Origin of the sequence: Micromonospora pisi (assembly GCF_003633685.1) — a bacterium.
In the GTDB taxonomy this organism is placed as follows: domain Bacteria; phylum Actinomycetota; class Actinomycetes; order Mycobacteriales; family Micromonosporaceae; genus Micromonospora_G; species Micromonospora_G pisi.
The window spans coordinates 1,594,321-1,618,709 of sequence record NZ_RBKT01000001.1; the positions used below are offsets into that span (position 1 = coordinate 1,594,321).

Consider the following 24,389-nt stretch of genomic DNA (forward strand, 5'->3'; position numbering starts at 1 on the left):
TACGGGGGGACCATCCGTACGCCGGAGCCGACCGGGGTCAGCCGGTGATCCGACCGACGCCCGCGCCAGCGGTGACCGCCGCCGGCACACCCGCCGCCGGTTGGAGCTGGTACGCGTAGTAGGTGCTTGGTTCGACCACGGTCCCGGTCGTCTCCGGTACGCCGGAGTTGACGAAGATGTTGTTCCGTTGCACCGCCCGGCCGGGTCCGCTGTCGGCGTAGCCGCTGGCGGAGTAGATCGGGAACGGCACGTTCTCGAAGTAGTTCCCCTCCACCAGCACGCCCGCGTTCTCGGTGGACGCGACCGCGTACAGGTCGTTGCCGAGGAAGTAGTTGTTGTAGACGTGCACCGGCTCACCGAACCGGACCCTCGGGTGGCGTTGCCGGGAGTGGTCGAAGAAGTTGTGGTGGATGCTCACCTTGAGGTGCCCGATGTCGGTGGAGCCGGCCCCGTCCGAGTGGCTGATCAGCATGCTCTTGTCGGAGTGGTCGAAGTGGTTCCAGGAGACGGTGACGTAGTCGGCGCCCCGGACGATGTCGACCGAGCCGTCGACCGCGCCGGCGAACCGGTTGTGGTCGATCCAGACGTGGTGCGACTCCTGCCCGACGTTGATCGCGTCATCCTCCGCCTCGGTGAAGTTGATGTTGCGCACGATCACGTTGTACGACCGGTAGAAGTCGAGCCCACCACCGGTGATCTCGGCGTTGCCACCGACCCCGATGATCGTCTTGTGTGGGCGTACGCCCTGCTTGCTGCTGATCCGGATCACGCCCTGCACCCGAATCACCAGTGGCCCGGTGGTGTCGATGTAGTTCAGGAAGTCGGTGGCGTTGGTGGCGGTCACCACCGGTCCGCCGGCACCGCCGGTGGTGCCGTTCTGGCCGAGCGCGTTGACGCTGGCGAAGCCGTCCGGCTGGCCCGGCACCGGGTTGCCGGTCGGCGGCGGGGTGGTCGGTGCCGGGGTGGTCGGTGCCGGGGTGGTCGGGGCGGGCGTGGTCGGGGTCGGTCCCGGAGTGGTCGGGGTCGGCGAGGGGGCGCCCACCGTCTCCACCAGTACGTCGTCGAAGTGGGCGCTGGCGTAGAAGGTGGCCACCCCGACCTGGCCGGTGGCGTACTGGCTGTCGGTGGCGGTGAGCACCGGACCGTTCTCCAGCCGACCGGTCAGCGTCGAGCCACTGACCTGGAGGCTGAGGCCGTACCAGGTGCCGGCCGTGACGGTGACCGCGGCGCTGGCGAGGGTGGTCGACGTACCGTTGCTGAGCCGCTTGAGTTCGACCGTGTTGTTGCCGCGCAGGGCGAGGTAGTAGTAGCTGGTGGCGGACTGGACCCGGGCGGTGAGCGCGACGAACCGGTTGCTCCCGTTGAAGACGGTCGGCTTGACCCGGGCCCGCACGGTGTAGTCGGTCCAGCTCGCTGACCCGGCCCGGGAGCGCGCGTCGGCGCTGGTGCCGGCCTGACGCAGCACGCCGCTGCCGTCGGTGGCAACGCTCCAGCTGCCGCCGGAGGCGGTCCAGCCGGTGGAGTTTCCGTCGTCGAAGTTGTCGCTGAACAGGGTGGCCGCCCGCGCGGAGCCGCCGGTGACCACGAGCGCGGTGGCGACCAGCAGGAGCGCGAGCAGGGCTGCGCCGGGCGCGGTACGCGACGGGGTGAGGCGTCTTGTGCCCTGGTGGAGGTTCATCGGCTCAGCCCAGCTTTCCCACCCCGGCACCGGCCGGGACGATGGTCGGGATGTCGGCGGCGGCGTCGAGGCGGTAGCTGTAGTAGGTGCTCGGCTCGGTGACGGTGCCCCGGGTCTCGATCGGGTGGTTGCAGTCGACGAGGATGTTGCCCCGCTCGACGATCCGGCCGAGGTCACCGCTGAACTCGACCCGCCCCGGGTTGTTCACGCTGTAGAAGTAGTTCCCCTCGACCAGCACCCCGGCGTCGTACGTGGAGGCGACCCCGTAGCTGTTGTCGTAGTAGTAGTTGTTGTAGACGTGGGTGAGGTGGGAGAACCGCACCCGAGGGTGGCGCTGGTCGGAGCGGTTGAAGTAGTTGTGGTGGTAGGTGACCCGCAGCCGTCCGAGGTCCTGCGCCCCGGCGTCCTCGTCGTGCGAGAGCAGCAGGGTCTTGTCGTGGTCGTGGAAGTTGTTCCAGGAGACCGTGACGAAGTCGGAGCCGCGTTTGATGTCGACCGCACCGTCGTCTCCGTTGGAGAACTCGTTGTGGTCGATCCAGATGTGGTGGCTGAACATCTGCACGTTGAGCAGGTCGTCGGTCGCTCCGGTGAGGTGCAGGTTGCGGATGATGACGTTGTGGACCGCGTCCGGTGGCGGCGAGCTGATGGTGTCGCTGACCGGTAGGCCGATGTTGAGCCCGCCACCGGAGAGGGTGGCGGTGGCGCCGACCCCGACGATCGTCTTGTCCGAGGTGACGTTGTGCATGCCGTCGCTGGTGCCGGTGGGCAGGGTGATCGTGCCAACCACCTGGATGACGTACGGGCCGGGGCGGGCGATGTAGTCGAGGAACTGGGCGCTGGTGTAGGCGGTGACGACCGGCCCGCCGGCGCCACCGGTGGTGCCGTTCTGGCCGAGCGCGTTGACGCTGGCGAAGCCGTCGGCCGGGCCGGTGACCGGGGTGGTCGGGGTGCCGGTCGGGGCGGGGGTCGTCGGCGCCGGTGTGGTGGGTGCGGGTGTGGTCGGCGTCGGGCCGGGTGTGGTCGGGACCGGGCTGGACGGGGTGGGCCCGGCGGGCCCGGACTCCACTGCCACGTCGTCGAAGTTGGCGGCGGCGTACCGCCCGAGCAGGCCGATCTGGCCCTGGGCGTACTGGCCGTCGGTTGCGGTCAGCGGGTTGCCGCCGTCGACCCGGCCGGTCAGCGTGCCGCCGTTGACCTCGAGACTCAACGCGTACCAGGTGCCGAGGCTGACCGGCAGCGGGGCGCTGGCCAGGACCGTGGTGGTGCCGGCGGCGACCTTGCCGAGCACAGCCGCACCGTCGCCGCGTACGCCGAGGTAGTAGTAGCTGCCGCTGCCCTGCGCACGGGCCGCGACCCCGGCCAACCGCTCGCCGGTGCCGAAGGCGGTGGGTTTCACCCGGGCGGTGACCCTGTAGTTGGTCCAGTTCGTGGCGCCGGCCCGAACCCGGGCGTCGGCGCCGGTGCTGGCCTGGCGCAGCGCGCCGCTGCCGTCGGTGACGACGCTCCACGAGCCGCCGGAACTGCTCCATCCGTTGTGGTTTCCGTCGTCGAAGTTGTCGCCGAACAGCGGCGCCGCCTGCGCGGTGCCGGTGGTGGTGGCCAGGGCGGCGGCGAGTGTGGCGGCGAGCCCGGCCGAGGCCAGGGCACGCCAGCGCGGCGCTCGCCGCCGCGCGGTGGAAATGGTGGGGGTGGGTGCGGTCACGATCGGTTCCGCCTTCCGGAGGTGGGCGCCACCCGGCGTGGGGCGCCGACCATCGGCCCGCCCGGGGACGCGGCCGTCGAAGGCCGTCGGGCGCGCTGAGGGGAGGCCGGAGCCCGCCGCCGGGTCGGCGGCGGTCCGCGCCGGGCGGGGTCACGACTGATGCGGTACGGGGTGCGCGATGCGGGACGGGTGCGCTGTGCGGGACGGATGCGCTGTGCCTGGCAGGCGCGAGGCGGTGCGGGGAGGCTGGCGCCCCAGGGCGGGGCGAGCCCGGAAGATCCTTAGGAAAGCGCTTTCCTGTCGCTCACCATAGAAACATATTCCCGCCGTGTCAATGAGAGATGTCGATACATCGACCATCCCGACCGCACTCGTGCCCCGTCCTCGGGTCGGACGGACGGACGCGCGTACGGGTCAACCGGATCACCGGCTGACCCGTACGCGTCGTCGTTCAGCGGTTGCGGCGGGGCGGGACACCGGGCTGGACCTGGTCGCCCGGCGTGGTGCCGTCGGCAGCCGTGTTCCCGGTGTCCGGCTGGTCGTCGTTCCGGTTCGGCTGGTTGTTGTTCTGGTTCGACGGCACGTCCAACTGCCCGTCCCCGCCGTACGCGATCTCCCGGCTCGGCGGGGTGAACTGCGCCGCCGGCTTGCCGGTCACGCCGGCCATCAGGGTGCGGGCCACGGCAGTGTTGACCTTCGGGGCCACCGCCGAACCGACGAAGTCGCCCGGGTCGTCCGGGTTTGCCGCGATCCCTGCCACCGCGAGCTGCGGAGTGAAGCCGACGAAGGTCTCCGTCGCGTTCTCCTCCGAGCTACCGGTCTTGCCGGCGACCTGCCGACCATCGAGGATGTCGACGACCTGGGTCGCGGTGCCTCCGTCGCAGGTGCCGAAGCTGGACTGGCCGCCGACCGGGCAACGGGCCGCGTCGGTCGCCGCCCGCGCCACGTCCGCGCTCACCACCCGGTTGCAGGACGGCCCGATCCCGTCGACCTTCTTGCCGTCCGACCCGGTGATCGAGTTGACCGGCAACGGCTTGCAGTAGACGCCCTCCGCACCCAGCGTCGCGTACGCGTTCGCCAGGTCGAGCGGGGTCGTCGACGCCACGCCCAGGGTGAAGGCACCCCAGCGGTCAGCGCTGTTCTTGGCCAGGTTGGCGTCGGTCTGGGCCCGGAACTTGATCCCGAACCGCTGCGCCATCTCCACCGCCTTCTCCGAGCCGACCTGCTGCTCCAGCCAGACGAAGTAGGTGTTCACCGACCGACCGAAGCCCGTCCACATGGTCCGGTAGCCATCCATCCAGGCCGGGTTCTCGTTCGACGGGCACCAGGCGCCGTTGCAGTTGCCCGGCCCGTCGTCCGAGTACGCGCTCGGGAACTTGGACGGTGCGTCGAACGCCGTGTCCAGGCTCCGACCGTTCTCCAGCGCGGCGAGCATGGTGAACATCTTGAACGTCGAACCGGCCTGGTAGCCGGTGATCGTCCCGCCGCCGGCCACCAACTGGTTCACCGTGTTCGGGTAGTTCTGCTGCCCGCCCGGGTTGGCGTCCACGCTGTAGTGCCGGTTCACCGCCAGGGCCAGCACCCGGCCGGTGCCGGGTTCCACCGCCGCGATCGGCAGCGCGCGCTTGTTGTTGTAGCCGTACACGGTCAGGGACTGGTTCAGCGCGGCGGTCTGCACCTTCGGGTCGAGCGAGGTGACGATGGTGTAACCGCCCCGGCGCAGCGCCTGCTGCCGCTCTTCGACGGTGGAGCCGAACGCCGGCTGTTCGTTCCACCACTGGCGGAAGTAGTCGCAGAAGAAGCCCCAGTCGACGTGTCCGGCGGTCATCGCGCCACAGTCGTTCGGCGCCTGGGTCGGGTGCAGCACCAGCGGCTCGGCGGCGGTCTTCTTCGCCTCGTCCTCGGTGATGACCTTCATCTTCGCCATCGCGTCCAGGACGTACGCACGTCGGCTCAACGCCGCGTCCTTGTCACCGCTGATCGGACTGTCGGAGTCCGGGGACTGCACCAGACCCGCCAGCAACGACGCCTCGCCGAGCGTCAACGCCGAGGCGGGCTTGCCGAAGTAACGCTGACTCGCCGCCCCGACCCCGTACGCGCCCGCGCCGAAGTACGCGATGTTCAGGTACCGGTCCAGGATCTCCTGCTTGGAGAGCTTCTTCTCCAGGGCGATCGCGTACCGCATCTCCTGGATCTTCCGGCCCTTGGTCTCGGCGGTGGCCGCCTCCCGCTGCTCCGCGGTGAGGTTGGGGTCGGACTTGAGGACGTTGCGCACGTACTGCATGGTCAGCGTCGAAGCACCCTGCTCCACCTCGCCGGTGGTGGAGTTGGCGACGAACGCCCGGACGACACCGCGCAGGTCGACACCGCCGTGCTCGTAGAACCGGGTGTCCTCGGCCGCGACGATGGCCTGCTGCATGGTGGTGGCGATCTCGTTGATCGGTACGTCGACCCGGTTCTCGTCGTAGAAGCTGGTCAGCAGCGTCTTGCCGTCGTTGGCGTACAGGTACGAGCGCTGGGCGCTCGCCGGCACGCGCAGGTCCGCCGGAAGGTCTTCGTACGACTGACTGGCCGCCTTCAGGACAACACCGGCGAGCGCGCTGGCCGGCAGCGCCGACGCGGCGAGCACCGCACCAGCCAGTACGCCGTACAGCGCCAGTCGGCCGATCTTGCCAAATCGGGTCTTCTCCGTCACCGGTCAACAGTGCCTGCGCGCCCCGGAACCATCACCGGCCGGGGCACGATCGTTAGCAAAGTCACGGCGGGCGCCAAGGTTCCGTACAGTCTCGAACCGGACGGTGCGCCCGGCAGGTGGCAAAGCACACCCGGGCCGGGGAATAGGGACGCCGTCGCCAGGGCTGTGACAGGCTCTGCGCATGGACGACAGCACGATTCTGAGCCGAATCAGCGAACTGGTCGACGAGGAGCACAAGCTCCGCGCCGAGGAACAGGCGAACCACAAGACCACCGACGAGGAGCGCGCCCGGCTCCGTGCCCTGGAGGAGTCCCTCGACCAGTGCTGGGACCTGCTCCGCCGCCGCCGGGCCGCCCGCACGGCGGGCAGTGACCCGGAGACGGTGGGCGATCGGGCCAAGAACGAGGTGGAGAGCTACCTCCAGTAACCCCGGGGCAGCACGCCCCTCGGCACAGCGCCGGGTCGAGCCGCTCGGCCCACCCGGCGCTGGCCGGTCCGGCTCACCGTACGCCCGCCTCCCCCAGCAACCGGCGGGTCAGGCCGTCCGGGTCGATCAGTTCGCCGGGCAGTCCTCGCGCGGCGAACCAGTTCGACACCACGCGTACGTCCCGGGCCAGGAACTCCTGGCCCTGCGGGTTGGCGACCACGTCGACCACCTGGGGCAGGTCGATCAGGACCAGCCGCCCCTCGTGCACCAGCAGGTTGTACGGCGACAGGTCGCCGTGTGCCAGCCCGGCGCGCGCCAGCACCGTCAGGGCGTCGAGCAGTTGGCTCCAGAGACTGCGCAGCTCGACCGCCTCCGGGCGGACCTGGGCCAGTCGGGGTGCCGCCTGGCCCTCCTCGATGTCGCCGACGAATTCCAGCATCAGCTCGGTGCCGACCAGTTGCACCGGGTACGGCACCGCGATGCTGCCCAGTTCCTGGCTGACCTGCCAGAGCCGGACCAGCGCGTCGAACTCGGCGGCAGCCCACTGACCGGCGATCATCTGCCGGCCGAACGCGGTCCGGCCCTCCATCGCCCGGTTCTCCCGGGACCGTCGCACCCGGCGTCCCTCGAGGTACCCGGCGTCGCGGTGGAAGAGCCGGTGCTCGGCGTCCCGGTACCGCTTGGCGGCCAGCAGACAGGATCGGTCGGTGCCGGGCACCTGCCGCCGGACGAGGTGCACGTCGGCTTCCTTGCCGGTTTTGAGCACACCGAGTTCGGTGTCGACCGCGGCCAGTTCGGTGACCAGCCAGTCCGGGTACGGCGTGGGGCCGTGCACCGCCAGGTCCCAGCTCGACCAGCGGTCGCCGATCTCGGGGGCGTCGGTGTCGGTGTTGGTGTTGAATCCGGCCGGTGTGGCGTGCCGGGGCCGCTTCAGGAACTGCGGTTCGTCGTCGTCGAAGCGACGGTTGCGGCGCTCTCGCGCCGATGGGACGTTGTCGTACTCACGCAAGGTAGGAATCCCTTGATCGAGGTGAAGGAAGGCAGGTGTGGGCGCACGACGACGACAGCCATTACGCGACCTCCTTCTTTCCTCGACCCGGGGCCACCGGGCGTACCTGGGTGTGACGGGAACATGTTCGTCGGGACCGGATCCGGCGGTCAAGCGAATTAACGGCGCGGAGGATCGGCCGGTCCCAACCGGCACGGAGAAAGGGCGGGGATCAGCCGGCGAGGACGGCGGAGACGGCCGGGATGAGGCCGTCGGCGGTACGGGTTGGCGCGAACCGGGACTCCATCCAGCTCCGGCCCCGATGCAGCCACACACTGGGCAGACCGACCGCCGCCGCGCCGCCGATGTCGGCCTCGGGGCTGTCGCCGACCACCCAGGAGCCCCGCAGTTGCATCCGTACCCGCTGGGCGGCGAGCACGAAGATGCGCGGGTTGGGCTTGCTGACGCCGGCCTCCTCGGAGATGACCCAGTCCGCCACGTACCGGTCGAGTCCGGTCCGCCGGATGATCGCGTCCTGCTGCCGTACGGCACCGTTGCTCACCACCACCGGTACCCAGCCGGCGTCGTCGGCGATCCGCAGCGCACAGGCGATCAACGGATCGAGCCGGGTGTGCTCCACCACGCCGTCGTGCAGCGCCTCGACCAGGTCGATCGAGGGAGTACGCAGCCGGTAGCGGTCACGGATCGCGTCCGCCACGTCCCACCGGTCGGTCAGCCCGTCCGCATCGATGGAGAGCAACCAGTCGATGTCGGTCTCGGGTGCCCCGATCTCGGCCAGGAAACTCTGCCCCCAGGCACGGAACGGGCCCGCCCGGTCGAGCAGGGTGTTGTCCAGGTCGAGGAGCAGCAGTGGCACTCGCGCACCCTACGGGAACCGAGGTGTCCGACAACAGACCCCACGTGTTAACAGCTCCCGCGATCGGCTGTGCCGCGAATCAGGCGGTGAGCAGGGCACGTTCGCCACCCAGGTGTGGCCGGCGATCGGCGAGCATCCGGTGGGTCGACCGGACCCGGAACAGTTCCACCGGATCGAACGTGCCGACAATCACCGCCTCGCCGTCGTCGGCGGCCCGTCCCAACGGCCGGCCCTCCGGGTCGTACAGCGCGGCGCCGCCGTTGAACCGCCACGGCTCGGCTCCGCCGACGGAGTTGGCGAAGGCGACGTACATGGTGTTGTCCAACGCTCGGGCGGCGTAGTAGAGGTCGCGCCGATGCGCGGAGCCGGCCACGTAGCCGCTCGGGCAGAGGTAGCCGTGTGCCCGGTCAGCGGCGGCGGCGCGGGCGTGCTCGGGGAAGCAGCCGTCGTAGCAGACCCCGAGACCGAGCCGCCAGCCGTCGACGACGAGGGTCGCCCCCCGCTCCCCGGGGACGAACAGCTCCTGCTCGTCCGGACCCCACAGGTGCTGCTTGTCGTAGCCGGCATGGGCCGTACCGGAGCGGTCGAGCACCACCGAGGCGCAGGTCCGGCGGGCGTCGGCGTGACGTACCGCGGCGCCGACGACCACGACGACCCGGCGGTCGCGCGCGGCGGCCCGGAGCGGGTCAAGGCGGGGGTCGTTGATCCGGCCGCCGTCGACGGCGGCGAGGTCGGTTCCGTCCGGGTCGGCCCGCAGGGTCGGCGGGTGGTACGCGGACAGGAACAGCTCCGGGAGTACGACCAGCCCGGCGCCGGCGTCGGCGGCCTGGTGGACGAGTCGGGCGGCGGTCGCCGCGTTGCCGGTCAGGTCACCCGGTACGGGCTCGGCCTGGACCGCCGCGACGGTGAGCGGGCCGGGTGGCGTGTCGGGGGTCGTCACGACCGGGAGCCTATCCCGGCCCGGAACCAAGCCGTACGTACGGTTTGCATCGCCCAGCGCCACCTGACACGATCGACGGGTGCCCAGAGTGAGCCAGGACCAGCTAGACGCTCGCCGCCACGAGATCCTCGCGGCGGCGCGGACCTGTTTCGCCCGGTACGGATACGAGGGTGCCACAGTACGGCGGCTGGAAGAAGCGACCGGCCTCTCCCGGGGCGCGATCTTCCACCACTTCCGGGACAAGGACTCGCTCTTCCTCGCCGTGGCCGAGGACGACGCCGTGGCGATGGTCTCCACCGTCGCCCGCAACGGCCTGGTCCAGGTGATGCGGGACCTGCTGGGCAGCGCCAACTCACCGGAGACCGCCGGCTGGCTGGGCAGCCAACTGGAGGTCTCCCGCCGGCTGCGTACCGACCCGGAGTTCGCCAAGCGCTGGGCCGAACGCTCGGCGGCGATCGCCGACGCCACCCGGGACCGGCTGCTGCGGCAGCGCGACGCCGGGGTGCTGCGCGACGACGTACCGATCGACGTGCTGGCCCAGTTCCTCGAGCTGGCGTACGACGGGTTGGTACTGCACCTGGCGATGGGCCGACCCGCCGGTGACCTCGGCCCGGTGCTCGACCTCGTCGAGGAGGCGGTACGCCGCCCCGCCGGCGGCGGCGCCCCCCGCTGAGCGGGCCCCGACAGCACCGGTGCCGTCGAGAGTCGACACCGACGACGGTGGCGTTCCAGCCCGGAGTCGAGAGGCGGAGCGGGTGGCGAGGCTGGTCCACAATGAGCCCATGATGATCAGTGCGGCGGCACCCGCGGACACCTGGGGGATCTCGGGGCCGACTTTCCTGTTCCTGTACGCCGCGGCAGCCGGTCTGCTGATCCTCGCCGCCGTCGTACAGCGCTCCATCGTCTTCGCCGGGCGGCGGGACCTCGACGCCGCCCAACTCACGCCGGAGCAGGCCGCGTACCTCAACGGCGGCAGCCGGCTCGCCATCTACGCCTCGCTCGGCGGACTCCGGGCCGCCGGGGCGATCGACTCGACCCGGCACCACCTCGCCACCGCCGGCCCGATGCCCGCCGGAGCGACCGCTCTGGACCAGGCCATCTACCACGCGGCCGGGCAACGGCTGCGCGCCCGCAGTCTGGCCGGCACGCACCGGGTTCAACTGGCCCTCGACCAACTTCGTACGGAACTGGAACGCAAGGGCCTCGCTCCCGCCCCGGAACAACGTCGCGCCGCCCGTCTCTTCCCGCTCCTGCTGTTGGGGCTCGTCGGCCTGGGCGTGCTCCGGTTCATCGCCGGGATCGCCGGCGGCAAGCCGGTCCTCTTCCTCTTTTTCCTCGTCGCCGTGGTCACCGTGATCACCCTGGTGCTGCTGACCCGGGTGCCGAAGCAGACCCGGGCCGCCCGCAGCGCCGTACGGACCCTGCGCGGCCAGCACGCGCACCTCTCCCCCAGCGCCTCCCCGGCGTACGACACCTACGGCGCGACCAGCGCCGCGATGGGTGTCGCGCTCTTCGGCGGCGCCGCGCTCTACAGCCTCGACCCGGGCTTCGCGAGCGAGGCCGAGGTTCAGCGCAACGTCGCCAGCGGAGGCTCAAGCGGCGGCGGTGACGGTGGGGGCGGCTCCGACGGTGGCGGCGGCGGAGGCTGCGGGGGTGGCGGCGGAGGCTGCGGCGGCGGAGGCTGCGGCGGATGAGCCGGACCGAGTACGGCGTCGGGATCGGCTGGCGGCCGGAGATCTCCGGCTTCGTCGCCGAACTGCCCGGTCTGCGCTTCGTCGAGGTCGTCGCCGAGACAGTCGCCGCCGCCGGCCCGCCACCCGAGGCGCTCACCGCCCTGCGGCGGCGTGGGGTGGCGGTCGTACCGCACGGGGTGCGGCTCTCTCTCGGCGGAGCCGAACCGGTCGAGCCGGCTCGGGTGACCCACCTCGCCCGGGTCGCCGAGCTGTTGGACGCACCCCTGGTCAGCGAGCACATCGCGTTCGTCCGGGCGGGCGGCGTCGAGGCCGGGCACCTGCTGCCGGTGCCACGTACGCACGACGCGGTCGACGCACTGGTGGAGAACATCACCCGTACCCAGGCCGAGCTGCCGGTGCCGATCGCGCTGGAACCGATCGCCGCGCTCTTCGACTGGCCGGACGACGAGCTGGACGAGGCGGACTTCCTCACCGAGATCCTCGACCGGACCGGCGCGCTGCTGCTGCTCGACGTGGCGAACGTCTACGCCAACGCCCGCAACCGGGGCACCGACCCGCTCGACCTGCTCGACCGGCTGCCCCTGGACCGGGTCGCGTACGTGCACGTGGCCGGCGGTGCCGAGCACGACGGGATCTACCACGACACGCACACCGACCCGGTCCCGGCGCCCGTACTCGACCTGGTCGGCGAACTCTGCGCCCGGCACCGCCCGCCGGCCCTGCTGCTCGAACGCGACGGGCGCTATCCGCCGGCCCAGGTGATCCGCGACGAACTCGACGCGATCGCCCTCGCCGCCGGTTACCCAACCGTCACATGACCACCCCGGAAAGGTCCGCCGCCGACCGGACCACCGCCGGGCCGTCGGCCCGCGACCGGCTCGCGGCGCGGCAGGCGGAGCTGGTCGCGACCCTGGTATCCGGGGCGGCGGTGCCCGCCGGCTTCGACACCCGCCTGGTCGGCGCCGCCCGTGCCGCACTGCTGAACAAGCGGGCCGGCGACGTCGCCCGGCACTGGCCGCTGCTCGCCGCCGGCCTCGGCGCCGGATGGTCGTCCACCTTCGGCTCCTGGGCCGCCACCCGCCCGACCAACGGCTCGCTGCGCGACGGCTGGGACCTGGCCCGGGAGTTGGCCGCCGGTGGCCGGCTACCGGCACCTGCGGCCGAGGAACTGGCCGTACGCGAGGCGGCCTGGCGCTACGACGGCGGCTCGGCTCCCGACCGGCGCCGCGCACCAGGGCTGGGCCGGGTCGGCCGCGTGCTGGCGCTCCAGGTCGCCGGGCGGGTCCGGCTGCTCCGAGGCGGAGCCGGATAACCGGGCACCGGTGGCGTCACCCCGCGACAGGCACCGGTGGCAGCCGCCCTCACCGGTACGGCAGGATCGTCGCCATGGATCTGGGACTCACTGACCGGGTGTACGTGCTGACCGGCGCCTCGAACGGACTCGGCCTCGCCACCGCGGAACAACTCGTCGCCGAGGGTGCCCGGGTGGTGATCGCCGCCCGTGACCCGGGCCGGGTCGCCGCCGCGGTCGAGCGGCTCGGCGGTGCCGGGTCCGCGGTCGGGCTGGCCGCCACGCTCGCCGACCCGGACACCCCGCAACGCCTGGTCGACGCGGCCGGTGAGCACTTCGGCCGGCTGGACGGCGCACTCGTCTCGGTCGGCGGGCCGCCGGTCGGCACCGCCGCCCAGATCACCGACACGCAGTGGCGGGAGTCGTTCGAGACGGTCTTCCTCGGCACCGTCCGGGCCATCCGTACGGTCGCCGAGGCCCTGCCCGACGGCGGCGCGATCGGCCTGGTCCTCTCCACTTCGGTTCGCGTCCCGATCAGCAACCTGGGCATCTCCAACGGGCTGCGCCCCGGCATGGCCGCGGTGGCGAAGGAGATGTCCGACGAGTACGGGCCGCGCGGGGTCCGCTTCGTCAGCCTGCTCCCCGGGCGCATCATGACCGACCGCAACCGGCAGATCTTCGCCGCCAGCCCCGACCCGGAGCGGGCCCGGGTCGACACGGAGTCGACGATCCCGATGCGCCGACTGGGCGATCCTGCGGAGTTCGGCCGCGTCGCCGCGTTTGTCCTCTCCCCCGCCGCCAGCTATCTGACCGGGGTCACCATCCCGGTCGACGGTGGCGCACTGCGCGGGATCTGAGCCGTGCCGCCACGTACCCGGGCAGTGCCGACACGTCGAGCGGAGGTTGCCGCGGGCCCCGTACCCGCACCGGTCCGACCGACCCGGGCCGAACTGGCGCAGGCGTACGGGCGGACCATCCCCGACCTGATCGCACCCGGCTTGGACGTGCTCTTCTGCGGCATCAACCCCGGCCTCTACTCGGCCGCGATCGGTCGGCACTTCGGCCGTCCGGGCAACCGGTTCTGGCCGGCGCTGCACCGGGGCGGGTTCACCCCCCGGTTGCTCGGCCCGACCGACCAGGCAGAGCTGCTCGGCTACGGCCTCGGCATCACCGACCTGGTGGAACGGGCCACCGCTCGCGCCGAGGAGCTGACCCCGGACGAACTCGCCGAGGGTGGTCGACGGTTGCTGGCGAAGGTCCGGCGCCATCGGCCGGCGTGGGTGGCGGTGGTCGGGGTGACCGCGTACCGGGTCGCGTTCGACCGGCGTCGTGCCGCACTCGGGCGGCAGCCGGAAGGTCTCGGCGGGGCGGGACTCTGGGTGTTGCCGAACCCGAGCGGGCTCAACGCCCACTACACCCCGGACCGGCTGGCCGATACCTTCGCCGAGCTACGGGCGGTGGTGCACGCCGGCCGGGACGAACGGGGGCGCTCCGGCGGAGCGGTTCACTCCGGGTCGTAGTCGCGCCGGGCCACGGTCGTCACCGGCTCCGGCCCGACCACGTCGAGGAACGGCTTCGGGGAGTCGGCCACCGAGAACTGGGTGCGGTAGAGCTCGGCGTAGAGGCCACCGACCGCCACCAGTTCGTCGTGCCGGCCCCGCTCGACGATCCGGCCGTGGTCGAGCACCAGGATCTGGTCGGCCTCCCGTACGGTCGAGAGCCGGTGCGCGATGACCAGCGCGGTACGGCCGCGCAGCGCGACCGCGAGCGCACGCTGCACCGCCGCCTCGGATTCCGAGTCGAGGTGCGCGGTCGCCTCGTCGAGGATCACGATGGACGGCGCCTTGAGCAGTAGCCGGGCGATCGCGATCCGCTGCTTCTCCCCGCCGGAGAAGCGGTAGCCGCGCTCGCCGACCATGGTTTCCAGCCCTTCGGGCAGGGCCCGGACGAGTTCCTCGACCTGCGCGCCGCGCAGCGCCGCCCAGAGCTCCTCGTCGGTGGCGTCCGCCTTGGCGTACCGGAGGTTCTCGGCGATGGTCTCGTGGAACAGGTGGGAGTCCTGGGTGACCACACCGATCTCGTCCCGGAGCGAGTCGAGGGTGGCGTCCCGTACGTCGACGCCGCCGACCCGTACCTCGCCGTCGGTGACGTCGTAGACGCGGGAGACCAGCATCGAGGTGGTCGACTTGCCGGCGCCCGAGGGGCCGACGAGGGCGACCATCTGTCCGGGCTCGACGGTGAAGGAGACCCCCCGCAGGACCGGTTCGGAGACCGTACGGTCGAGCGCGGCCACGTCCTCCAGGGAGGCGAGCGAGACCTCGGCGGCGCTCGGGTAGCGGAACCGTACGTCGCGGAACTCCAGCCGACCGGAGCCGGCCGGGATGGTCACCGCGTCCGGTTTCTCGGCGATGGACGGCTTCAGGTCCAGCACCTCGAAGACCCGGTCGAAGGAGACGAGCGCGCTCATCACGTCCACCCGGACGTTGGAGAGCGCGGTCAGCGGGCCGTAGAGGCGGGTGAGCAGCAGGGCGAGGGTGACGACGGTGCCGGCGCTGACCGAGCCGGTGACGGCGAGCCAGCCGCCGAGGCCGTAGGTGAGCGCCTGGGCCAGGGAGGCGACGAGCAGCATCGCGACGAAGAAGGTGCGCGAGTACATGGCCGTCTGTACCCCGATGTCGCGTACCCGGTCGGCCCGCTCGGCGAACCGCCGCGCCTCGTCCTCCGGCTTGCCGAAGAGCTTGACCAGCAGCGCGCCGGAGACGCCGAACCGTTCGGTCATGGTGGCGTTCATCTTGGCGTCGAGGTTGTACGCCTCCCGGGTGATCTCGGCCAGCCGTTTGCCGACCCGGCGCGCCGGGATGACGAAGATCGGCAGGAGCAGCAGCGAGAGCACGGTGATCTGCCAGGAGAGGGTGAACATCACGACGGCGGTCAGCACGAGCTGGATGATGTTGCTGACCACGCCGGACAGCGTCGAGGTGAACGCCCGCTGGGCACCCTGCACGTCGTTGTTCAGCCGGCTGACCAGCGCACCGGTCTGGGTACGGGTGAAGAACTGCAACGGCATCCGCTGCACGTGGTCGTAGACCCGGGTGCGCAGGTCGAGGATGATGCCCTCGCCGATCCGGGCCGAGTACCAGCGCTGGGCCAGCGAGAGCAGTGCGTCGGCGACGGCGAGTCCGGCGATGAGCAGGGCCAGCCGGACGATGATCCCGCCGGCGTCCGCGCCGCCCTTGGTGATGGTGTTGATCACGTCGCCGGCGAGCACCGGGGTGGCGACACCGATCACGGCGGCCAGCACGACGGTGATCAGGAAGACCACGATGTCCCGACGGTACGGTCGGGCGAAGGCGACGATCCGCCGGGTTGCCCCCCGGCTCAGCTGGTGGCTCCGGACCTCGTCCCGGCTCCGCATCGAGCGCAGGGTGCTCCACCCGCCCATGCCGCCGCCAGCCATCGGGTTGGACACCCGTCACCTCCGTGTCGCTAATTGTCGCGGATCGGGCCGATCCGATTCCGTACGACGCTTAAGTCAACTCGAGAGGTAAGTTATCTCTTCCCGACTGCTCCTTACAATTTCCATAATTATTCGCCGTGCCCGGCCAGTTCGCCTATACGGCGCATCTGAGCCTCACGTTCTGCCCGTTGTTGATCACTCGGGGAACGTCCGGCGGCGCCGGCGAGCAGCGCCTTGATCTCGATCACCGCGTTCCGGTCCCCGGCCAGTACGGCCGCGGCCAGGTCGCCCACGGTGTTGTCCAGTTCGGCGGCGGGCACCACGACCGTGGCCAACCCCATCCGGGCCGCCTCCGCCGCGTCCAGGCGCCGCCCCGTCACACAGACCTCCAGCGCACGCGCGTAGCCGACCAGGTCCACCAGTCGCTTCGTGCCGGCCAGATCAGGCACCAGGCCGAGCGTCACCTCGGCCATCGCCAGGCTGGCATCGTCGGCCAGCACCCGCAGGTCACAGGCGAGCGCGAGTTGGAAACCCGCACCGATCGCATGCCCCTGCACCGCCGCGACCGAGATCAGGTCGGGTCGGTGCAGCCAGGTGAAGGCCGCCTGGAACTCCGCGATCCGGTCCGCCGCCTGCTCGGGCGGCAACCCGGCGAGCGCGGCGAACGAGTCCGGGCCGGTAGCGCCGACAACAGCGCGGTCCAGACCGGCGGAGAACGCCCGACCCTCACCGCGCACGACAACGACACGCACGTTCCCGGGCAGGTCACGGGCGAACTCGCGCATCGCCCGCCACATCGCGGGCGTCTGCGCGTTGAGCACGTCGGGCCGGCACAACGTCACCGTCGCCACCGGCCCGTCGCATTCCAGCCGCACCCCGCTGTCAGCGGTCACCATGAGTCCCCACTGCGCGGGGCGCGGGCCAGGCTGAGAAGCGGGTCACGCCTTCTTGCGACGGCGAGCTCCGCCGCGCTGGCGCAACTGGACGCCGGACTCCGTGAGCACCCGGTGGATGAACCCGTAGGAACGGCCCGTCGAGGCCGCCAGGGCGCGAATGCTCTCGCCGGACGTGTACCGCTTGACCAGGTCCTTGGCGAGCGTCTGACGCTCGGCTCCGACGATCCGGCGACCTTTCTCAGTGCTGGTGGCTGTGCCGGTGGCTGCCATGTTGATTCCTCACGTCCCAGACTGTGCGGTTCGATACGGTCCCACCTATTAGACCGCCTCGAACGATCATGCGCCAGATATCAACTCTTCGCCAACCGACACGCACAGCAGTGTCAATTTCCCGATTGGACGATTGCGCTTCCGGGGAAAGGTGCAGGCCGGCGTCGGGGGAGCGTTCTTCGGGGGCCGATGTCCGTACAGCCGATCCTGTGACCGACCGTTCCGGTACAGCCGGCGGAGAGCAACCGCATTCACCACGTGCTCTGGCTGACCGTGCCGCCGACCACCCGACCGCCGCTCGCGGCCGGGGTGGTCGGCGTGGCCGACTCAGGCCAGCTCCACCAGTTCCAGCAGATCGTCGCTCCAGGCGTCCTCGTCGCCGTCGGGCAGCAGGATCGCCCGGTCCGGCTTGAGCGCCAGCACCGCACCCGGATCGTGCGTGACCAGCACGATCGCACCGGGGTAGCGGGCGATCGCGTCCAGTACCTGTTCCCGGCTGACCGGGTCGAGGTTGTTCGTGGGCTCGTCGAGCAGCAGTACGTTCGCGCCGGAACAGACCAGCGTGGCGAGCGCCAACCGGGTCTTCTCACCACCGGAGAGCACCCCGGCCGGCTTGTCCACGTCGTCGCCGGAGAAGAGGAACGCGCCGAGGATCTTGCGTAGCTCGGTGTCCGACTGCTCGAACGCGGCACTGCGCATGTGGTCCAGCACGCTCCGGTCGACGTCCAGGGTCTCGTGCTCCTGGGCGTAGTAGCCGAGCCGCAGGCCGTGCCCTGGACGAATCTCCCCGGTGTCCGGTTTCAACAAGCCCCCGAGCATCCGCAGCAGGGTCGTCTTGCCGGCACCGTTCAACCCCAGGATCGCCACCCGGGAGCCCCGGTCGACCGCCACGTTTACGTCGGTGAAGATCTCCAGCGAGCCGTACGACTTGGAGAGCCCGGCGGCGGTCAGCGGGGTCTTGCCGCACGGTGAGGGGCTCGGGAACCGCACCTTCGCCACCTTGTCGGCGACCCGGGAGTCCTCCAGACCGGAGAGAAGCTTCTCGGCCCGGCGGGCCATGTTCTGTGCGGCCACGGTCTTGGTCGCCTTGGCCCGCATCTTGTCGGCCTGCGCCATCAGCGCCCCGGCCTTCTTCTCCGCGTTGGCCCGCTCGCGGCGGCGGCGGCGCTCGTCGGTCTCCCGCTGCTCCTGGTACGTCTTCCAGCCGACGTTGTAGACGTCGACCACGGAACGGGTGGCGTCCAGGAACCAGACCTTGTTGACCACGGCCTCCAGCAGCGAGGCGTCGTGACTGATAACGATCAGTCCGCCCTTGTGTCCGGCGAGGAACCCGCGCAGCCAGGTGATCGAGTCGGCGTCGAGGTGGTTGGTCGGCTCGTCGAGCAGCAGGATGCCGCCGCCGTTCTCGGCCGCGTCCCGGAACAGGATCCGGGCCAGCTCGATCCGGCGTCGCTGACCACCGGAGAGGGTGCCGATGGTCTGGGCGAGCACCCGGTCGGGCAGGCCGAGGTTGGCGCAGATCCGGGCGGCCTCCGCCTCGGCGGCGTAACCACCGAGGGAGGCGAACTGGTCCTCGAGCGCGCCGTAGCGGCGTACCAGACGATCCTCCGGGGAGATCGCGAGCTTTGCCTCGATCTCCGCCATTTGCGCCATCAGCACATCCAGCCCTCGGGCGGAGAGCACCCGGTCCCGCGCGGTGACCTGCAGGTCGCCTGTGCGCGGGTCCTGCGGGAGGTAACCGACGGCGCCCCGGCGGTCGATCTCACCGGAGTACGGCTGCCCCTCACCGGCGAGCACCTTGAGGGTGGTGGTCTTGCCCGCGCCGTTCCGCCCGACCAGGCCGATCCGGTCGCCGGGCTGGACCCGCAGGGTCGTGTCGGAGAGCAGGATCCGGGCGCCGGCGCGCAGTTCCAGTCCGGAAACGGTGATCATGTCGTGGGACTCACTCTCGGGGTCGAAGGCTGACTCAGGCACACGCAAGCACCGGCGGGGACGACGTCCCCCCGGTGCGGGGCGGTTCAGCCTTCGCAGAGCAGCACGGCATCCAGTGTACCGGGCCGCCCGGCTGAGCTTTCGTCGGTTTTGCCACCATGATCACTCGATCACGTAGCCACAGGTCAGCCGGGGCGTGCACTCAGGCCGGGATCGGATCCCCGCAGATCCGCCAGCTGCCCCGGTCCTCGACCACCCGGTAGACATGCGCCTCGCTCGCCCCGCTCGGGTCGGCCAGAGTGACGCTGATCGAAAAGGTCCGGCCGGACCTCTCGATCTTGTCGATCTGGTACGACCGCACCGCCGGGCGGCCACCGATGTCGGCGGTGAACTGCTCCCGGTCCAGCCGCTCCCGGGTGTCCGAGCAGAGCTGGTCGTACGCCCCGCCGTAGTTGCCGGCGATCAGCCGCTGGACGAAGGAGTCGATCGCGATCCGGGCCGCCGTCTCCGGCTCCTGGCCCGGCCGGAACAGGAAGAACCCGCCGATGCCGAGCCCACCGAGCAGGAGTGCCAGCGTCAGTGCGGCAACCGCCAACAGCGGTCGGCGTACCTCCCGGTTCGTCCACGGGCTCGCCGCGGCGGCGACGGAGTCGGAGCGGGACCGGGTACGGGCGCGCGGAGCCATGGCGGGAGGGTAGCCAGTACGCCCAGCGCGCGCTATCCGGACCCGGCGGATTCCGCACCCTGCGGATCGCGGACCAGCACCCGTACCGCCCGGGCGGCGGCGATCGAGTCGACCAGCACCGTACGCCTCGGCTCGGGAACGTCGAGCAGCCGTTCGGCGCGGAGCGCGGCCAGCGGGGCGAGCCGCCGGTCAGCCAGGATGGTGTCGATCGCCCGTCGGTCCCCACCGGCGACCACCGCGTCGAGACTGCCGACCTCCGGCAGCAGCAGCCGCAGGGCCAGGTCCACGCCGTCAGCCATCGCCGCCTTCGCCTGGTTGTCCCGTCGCCGCGCGAACCGCTGCTGGGACCAGCCCCCGGCGGCGGTGCGACCCTGCACGTAGCGACTGTCCACCTTGGATACCTTCAGTTCGGTCCCGTCGGCGATACCGACCGCCACCGCACCCTTACGCGCCAGCACCAGACCGAGTCGACGGGCGGCGGTGGCCTCGGCCAGGAAGTTGGACAGACCGGCGGTCGGCGGCGTACCGGGCGGATGGTGCAGTTCGGCACTGGCACCGTCCGGCGCGGCGAGCAGGAGACCGTACCCGGTCGCGGTGACCTCGGGCGAACCGTGCCGGGTGGCGAAGCCGTCGATCCACCGGGCGATCCGGACCGGGTCGACGTCGACCCACCGGCCGCCGCCGGCGGCGGGTCGGCTGCTCATCCCCCGACCGTACGGCACCGGGCCGGCCGGGAGGGGGACCGGGCTCAGTCGGAGAGCAGCAGCCGCAGGGCGAGCAGCACGATCAGCGCGCTCGACCCGAGTGCGGTGCCGAGCCGCCCCCGGGGACTGGCCAGCGCCCGGCCGAGCAACGATCCGCCCCCGGCGACCAGTAGCTGCCAGCTCGCCGAGGCGGCCAGCACGGCCACCACGAAGATGGCCGCGTCGCCGGGGGTGAACGGGGCGGATGCCTGCCGGCCGAGGATGAGCGCGCCGAAGTAGAGAATCGTGGTCGGGTTGAGCAGGGTCAGCGCGAGCACCCCACCGAACGCCCGCACCGGCGTGGTCAGACCTCGGCCGTCGCGTACCGGGGTCGACGGATCGCGGTACTGCCGGACCGCGCGGACCACGGTCTGGGCGGCCAACGCCAGCAGGATCACCACCGCGAGCAGCCGAAGCGGTCCGGCGACCGGGCCGATCACCCCGGCCAGCGCGGTGCCGCCGAGCACCGCGACTCCCGCATAGAGCCCGTCCGCCACGGCCACCCCGAGCCCGGCGCCGGCGCCGACCTGGAACGAGGTACGGGCGGTCAGGGCCACGACCAGGACGGAGATGGCGCCGAATGGGATGGCCACTCCGTAGCCGGCGAGCAGACCGGCGACCATGGCGTCGACTGGGGCGTTCACCAGCGCATTGTGCTGTCTCGACCGGGGGCGCCGCGATCGGATTTAACACCCTCGTCGTGATCAAGTAACACTTGCCGTGCATATGATCATGACCGGCGCCGCACGAAGCGGTCCATTGTACACAAAGGAGCAGAATGCTCAGGAGAATGCGGTGGCTACCCGCGGTAACCCTGGTCGCCACCATGGCGGGCTTCGTGCCGAGCAGCCCCAGCCTGGCCGACGGGGGCACCGCCCCCCAGGGCAAGAGGTACACCGTCACCCTGTTGACCGGGGACGCGGTAACCGTCGAGATCACCGGGACCGGATGCCCCCGGGTCACCATCGAGCCGGTGAACCCGAACGGTGTGGTCCAGCAGAGCTGCGGCCCCGACGGACACGTACACGTGATCCCGGCGAGCGTGGCGGCGCAGATCGGCCCCGTCCTCGACCCGACCCTCTTCGACGTCACCGCGCTCATCCACGACGGTTACGACGACGCCAGCACCTCCGAACTGCCCCTGATCGTCCAGCCGAAGGCGAACGCCCGGATGGCGGTCCTCGGCGACGTACGGCAACTGTCGAGCATCGGAGCTGTGGCCGGTCGCGTACCGAAGAAGACCCCCGCCACCGCGAAGGCGGCCGGCGACAGCCTGCTCGCGGGGGCCGCGAAGGTCTGGCTCGACCGTAAGGTCCAGGCGACCACGTTCACCAACGACCTCGACCGCAACCTGCCCCAGATTTCCGCGCCCGAGGCCTGGGACGCCGGCTACACCGGCAAGGGCACCCGGGTCGCCGTGCTCGACAGCGGCGCCGACTTCACCCACCCGGACCTGGCCGGCCAGGTCGTCGACCGGGCCGACTTCATCGTCGAGGGTGGCGACGCCGTCGACCACAAGGGCCACGGCACCCACGTGGCCACCACCATCGCCGGCACCGGGGCGGCCTCGCACGGCCAGCGCCGTGGTGTCGCACCGGGTGCACGGCTGGTCATTGGCAAGGTTCTCGACGACAACGGCTTCGGTGAGGACTCGGGGATCATCGCCGGTATGGAGTGGGCAGCAGCCCGCGCCGATGTGATCAACATGAGCCTTGGTGGCGAGGAAGCGAGCGACGGAACCGACCCGCTCTCGCTCGCCGTCGACGCCCTCTCGAAGCAGACCGGCGCGCTGTTCGTGGTCTCCGCCGGCAACAACGGCGGCGCGATCTCCTCGCCCGGCGCCGCCCGCAGCGCGCTGACCGTCGGCGCGGTCGACGCCGCCGACAAGCTGGCCGGGTTCTCCAGCCGGGGGCCGATCGTCAACACCCACGTGGCCAAGCCGGAACTGGTGGCACCGGGCGTCGACATCGTCGCCGGCCGTGCCAGCGGCACCACGATGGGCGACCCCATCGACCAGTACTACACCAGCTCCGACGGCACCTCCATGGCGTCGCCGCACGTCGCCGGTGCTGCGGCACTGCTCGCCCAGCGTCACCCGGACTGGACCGCCGAGCGGCTCAAGGCCGGACTGGTCGGCGCCGCCGACCCGATGCCGGACGTGGACCGGTACGCCGTCGGCGCCGGCCGGCTGAACGCGGCACGGGCGCTCTCCGGCCCGGTCAGCAACCAGCCGGTGGTGGCGCTCGGTACGTTCCCGTACCCGCAGAAGGGGTCCAGCACCGCGAACCTGAGCTGGACCGGTGACTCGAACTCGGCCAGCACCGACCTCGACCTCGACGTCACCGTCACCGACCACGCCGGATCGGCCGCGCCGCGCCACACCGCGTCGCTCTCCGAGACCCGGGTACGTCTCAAGCGGGGCGCCTCCGCCGGCACCACGCTGCGGATCGACCGCTCGGCCCTGGCCGGCAAGCCGGGCTTCTACACCGCTGTCGTCACCGCCCGATCGCACGGCAAGCTCGTGTCGACCACGCCGGTGAGCTTCTACGTGGAGGTGCCGAGCTACGACCTGACGATCAAGACGGTCGCGACCAGGGACAAGCCGGAGGCCGCGACGGACTGGGTCGGTCTGCTGGTGACCAACCTCGACGACCCGACCGTCTACGGCGGCGGCGACTTCGACACCCCCGGTAAGACCGTCACCCTGCGGGTGCCCGCCGGCCGGTACGCGGTGACCGGCGCCTACACCGTCTACGACCCGGAGACCGACAACCAGCAGGGGTCGCTCGTCGGTGACCCGGACATCGCCGTCACCGCCGACCGCGTCATCACGCTGGACCCGGCTCGGGCGAAGCCGGTGACCGCGACGGTGGAGAAGGTTGCCACCACCACCAGCACCACCCAGTTCACCACTGTCCAGACCTCGCGCAGTGGTCTGGGCTGGACCCAGAGCACCACCGGTTTCGGCAGCCTGTCGAAGGTGTCGGTGGAGCCGATGGAGCGTCCCGGGATCGGCACCTTCCAGTCCTACTCGGGCTTCGCCCTGGACAGCACCGGCAACTCGGGCACCCCCGCGCACTACGACCTGGTCCACGCGTACGACAAGGGCGTACCGGCCGATCCGACGTACCGGGTGACCAAGAAGGAGCAGTCCCGGCTCGCCCGGATCGACCAGCGCTTCAACCAGATGGACTCGGACGGGATGGTCACCTCGCTGCGGCGTAGCGGCTACACCTCGGACGGGTTCGCGTTCGTGCTCCAGAACCGCACGTACGACCTGCCGGTGAACCGGACCGACTACGTCACGCCCGGTTACATCTGGAAGGACGAGGGGATCTACGGCGGGCTGACCGCCGCCGAAGGCGACCGCGCCTACCAGGCGGGCAGCAAGCAGTCCAAGATCTGGGCGCGGCAGCCGCTGCACTCGGACTGGTACGACGACCCGTCGGGCGCCGAGTTCAGCTGCGCCACCGCACCGTCTCGGACCAGCGGCAACCTGCACGTGGATCTGGTCATGCTCACCGACCAGCACCAGCGGGCCGACTGCCTGGCTGCCGGGACGATCGGGGTCAACCGCAAGCTGTCCCTGTACCGGGACGGGAAGCTGGTCGAGGAGCGGGCGGCCTCGCTGGCCGACTTCACCGTACCCAGCTCCGCCGCGGACTACCGGTTGACCTTCGACGTAGAGACCGGCCTGATCCTGCCGATCTCGACCAAGGTCAACACGTCGTGGACGTTCCGGTCGGCCGGCCCGAGCGGCACCCGCAGCGTTCCGCTGCCGCTGCTCTCAATCGACTACGCGCTGCCGCTGGACGCGGCCAACCACCCGACGGGTGGTGCGGCCAGCTTCCACGTCCGGCAGGCGAACGGCACGCCGACCCAGCGGGTGGAGTCGTTCCAGGTCTGGACCTCGACCGACGACGGCGCCTGGCGCTCGGCCCGGGTGAACCGGGACGGCGACGGCTACCGGGCCGAACTGCCGACGGTCAAGGCGGGACAGGCCGTCTCGCTCCGGGTGAAGGCCGGCGCGAGCGGTGGAAGCGGCATCGAGCAGACGATCATCCGGGCGTACCACGCCGGCTGATCAGCACCGGTTGGCGCGTCCCGTGGATCG

21 protein-coding genes are annotated in these 24,389 nt (G+C 71.2%); 8 read left to right on the plus strand and 13 right to left on the minus strand.

Annotated elements, in window-relative coordinates; translation table 11 throughout:
- Nucleotides 1-37: 37 nt before the first annotated feature.
- From BDK92_RS06020 to BDK92_RS06030, 3 genes are all read right to left on the minus strand, one after another.
- Nucleotides 38-1,678 carry a pectate lyase family protein gene (locus tag BDK92_RS06020; protein ID WP_121155364.1) on the minus strand — a complete coding sequence of 547 codons (1,641 nt, stop codon included), beginning with the start codon at nt 1,676-1,678 and terminating at the stop codon, nt 38-40.
- 4 nt (nt 1,679-1,682) lie between these two features.
- On the minus strand, nt 1,683-3,380 hold the full coding sequence (locus BDK92_RS06025; RefSeq protein WP_246016847.1) for a pectate lyase family protein: 1,698 nt from the start codon (nt 3,378-3,380) through the stop codon (nt 1,683-1,685).
- A 451-nt stretch (nt 3,381-3,831) separates the two neighbouring features.
- Nucleotides 3,832-6,075, minus strand: coding sequence for a transglycosylase domain-containing protein (locus tag BDK92_RS06030; protein WP_211349102.1), 2,244 nt, complete (start codon nt 6,073-6,075; stop codon nt 3,832-3,834).
- A 181-nt stretch (nt 6,076-6,256) separates the two neighbouring features.
- Here BDK92_RS06030 and BDK92_RS06035 point away from each other — a divergent pair, with 181 nt between their 5' ends.
- Entirely contained in the window at nt 6,257-6,502 is a 246-nt protein-coding gene (locus BDK92_RS06035) for a DUF2630 family protein (protein WP_121155366.1), read from the plus strand.
- A 73-nt stretch (nt 6,503-6,575) separates the two neighbouring features.
- Here the strand turns inward: BDK92_RS06035 and BDK92_RS06040 are convergent, their stop codons facing one another.
- From BDK92_RS06040 to BDK92_RS06050, 3 genes are all read right to left on the minus strand, one after another.
- A complete protein-coding gene (locus BDK92_RS06040) occupies nt 6,576-7,511 on the minus strand; it encodes a serine protein kinase RIO (RefSeq protein WP_121155368.1) in 936 nt (311 codons plus the stop codon).
- A 211-nt stretch (nt 7,512-7,722) separates the two neighbouring features.
- Nucleotides 7,723-8,367 (minus strand): HAD family hydrolase, encoded by a 645-nt coding sequence (locus tag BDK92_RS06045; RefSeq protein WP_121155370.1) that lies wholly within the window; start codon nt 8,365-8,367, stop codon nt 7,723-7,725.
- Nucleotides 8,368-8,446: 79 nt separating this feature from the next.
- Nucleotides 8,447-9,307 (minus strand): carbon-nitrogen hydrolase family protein, encoded by an 861-nt coding sequence (locus tag BDK92_RS06050; RefSeq protein ID WP_121155372.1) that lies wholly within the window; start codon nt 9,305-9,307, stop codon nt 8,447-8,449.
- A 79-nt stretch (nt 9,308-9,386) separates the two neighbouring features.
- Here BDK92_RS06050 and BDK92_RS06055 point away from each other — a divergent pair, with 79 nt between their 5' ends.
- From BDK92_RS06055 to mug, 6 genes are all read left to right on the plus strand, one after another.
- Complete coding sequence (locus tag BDK92_RS06055; protein ID WP_121155374.1) at nt 9,387-9,980, plus strand: TetR/AcrR family transcriptional regulator; 594 nt, start codon at nt 9,387-9,389, stop codon at nt 9,978-9,980.
- Nucleotides 9,981-10,092: 112 nt separating this feature from the next.
- Nucleotides 10,093-11,001 (plus strand): TIGR04222 domain-containing membrane protein, encoded by a 909-nt coding sequence (locus BDK92_RS06060; RefSeq protein ID WP_121161703.1) that lies wholly within the window; start codon nt 10,093-10,095, stop codon nt 10,999-11,001.
- Nucleotides 10,998-11,819 carry an MbnB/TglH/ChrH family RiPP precursor modification enzyme gene (locus tag BDK92_RS06065; RefSeq protein ID WP_121155376.1) on the plus strand — a complete coding sequence of 274 codons (822 nt, stop codon included), beginning with the start codon at nt 10,998-11,000 and terminating at the stop codon, nt 11,817-11,819. The genes BDK92_RS06060 and BDK92_RS06065 overlap by 4 nt, the downstream gene beginning before the upstream one ends.
- The gene (locus BDK92_RS06070) at nt 11,816-12,313 is read left to right on the plus strand and encodes an SCO6045 C-terminal-like domain-containing protein (RefSeq protein WP_246016849.1); all 498 of its coding nucleotides are present in this window, start codon (nt 11,816-11,818) and stop codon (nt 12,311-12,313) included. Before BDK92_RS06065 ends, BDK92_RS06070 begins: the two co-directional genes overlap by 4 nt.
- A gap of 74 nt (nt 12,314-12,387) precedes the next feature.
- Nucleotides 12,388-13,149: an SDR family oxidoreductase gene (locus tag BDK92_RS06075; protein WP_121155378.1), complete on the plus strand. Its 762-nt coding sequence runs from the start codon at nt 12,388-12,390 to the stop codon at nt 13,147-13,149.
- A 3-nt stretch (nt 13,150-13,152) separates the two neighbouring features.
- On the plus strand, nt 13,153-13,812 hold the full coding sequence (gene mug, locus BDK92_RS06080; protein WP_121155380.1) for a G/U mismatch-specific DNA glycosylase: 660 nt from the start codon (nt 13,153-13,155) through the stop codon (nt 13,810-13,812).
- On the opposite strand, the gene BDK92_RS06085 is transcribed toward mug, so the two are convergent.
- From BDK92_RS06085 to BDK92_RS06115, 7 genes are all read right to left on the minus strand, one after another.
- Nucleotides 13,797-15,749, minus strand: a complete 1,953-nt coding sequence (locus BDK92_RS06085) for an ABC transporter ATP-binding protein (protein ID WP_121161707.1) — start codon at nt 15,747-15,749, stop codon at nt 13,797-13,799. The genes mug and BDK92_RS06085 overlap by 16 nt on opposite strands.
- A gap of 128 nt (nt 15,750-15,877) precedes the next feature.
- Nucleotides 15,878-16,645, minus strand: a complete 768-nt coding sequence (locus tag BDK92_RS06090) for an enoyl-CoA hydratase/isomerase family protein (protein WP_121155382.1) — start codon at nt 16,643-16,645, stop codon at nt 15,878-15,880.
- A gap of 42 nt (nt 16,646-16,687) precedes the next feature.
- Nucleotides 16,688-16,915 carry a helix-turn-helix domain-containing protein gene (locus tag BDK92_RS06095; protein ID WP_007462679.1) on the minus strand — a complete coding sequence of 76 codons (228 nt, stop codon included), beginning with the start codon at nt 16,913-16,915 and terminating at the stop codon, nt 16,688-16,690.
- Nucleotides 16,916-17,242: 327 nt separating this feature from the next.
- On the minus strand, nt 17,243-18,847 hold the full coding sequence (locus tag BDK92_RS06100) for an ABC-F family ATP-binding cassette domain-containing protein (protein ID WP_121155384.1): 1,605 nt from the start codon (nt 18,845-18,847) through the stop codon (nt 17,243-17,245).
- A gap of 202 nt (nt 18,848-19,049) precedes the next feature.
- A complete protein-coding gene (locus BDK92_RS06105; RefSeq protein WP_121155386.1) occupies nt 19,050-19,532 on the minus strand; it encodes an Rv0361 family membrane protein in 483 nt (160 codons plus the stop codon).
- A gap of 32 nt (nt 19,533-19,564) precedes the next feature.
- Nucleotides 19,565-20,236 carry an acVLRF1 family peptidyl-tRNA hydrolase gene (locus BDK92_RS06110; protein ID WP_121155388.1) on the minus strand — a complete coding sequence of 224 codons (672 nt, stop codon included), beginning with the start codon at nt 20,234-20,236 and terminating at the stop codon, nt 19,565-19,567.
- Nucleotides 20,237-20,280: 44 nt separating this feature from the next.
- Complete coding sequence (locus tag BDK92_RS06115; RefSeq protein ID WP_425462211.1) at nt 20,281-20,919, minus strand: LysE family transporter; 639 nt, start codon at nt 20,917-20,919, stop codon at nt 20,281-20,283.
- 134 nt (nt 20,920-21,053) lie between these two features.
- Between BDK92_RS06115 and BDK92_RS06120 the strand changes: the two genes are divergently transcribed.
- Nucleotides 21,054-24,359: a S8 family peptidase gene (locus BDK92_RS06120; RefSeq protein WP_246016851.1), complete on the plus strand. Its 3,306-nt coding sequence runs from the start codon at nt 21,054-21,056 to the stop codon at nt 24,357-24,359.
- The last annotated feature ends 30 nt before the right edge of the window (nt 24,360-24,389 follow it).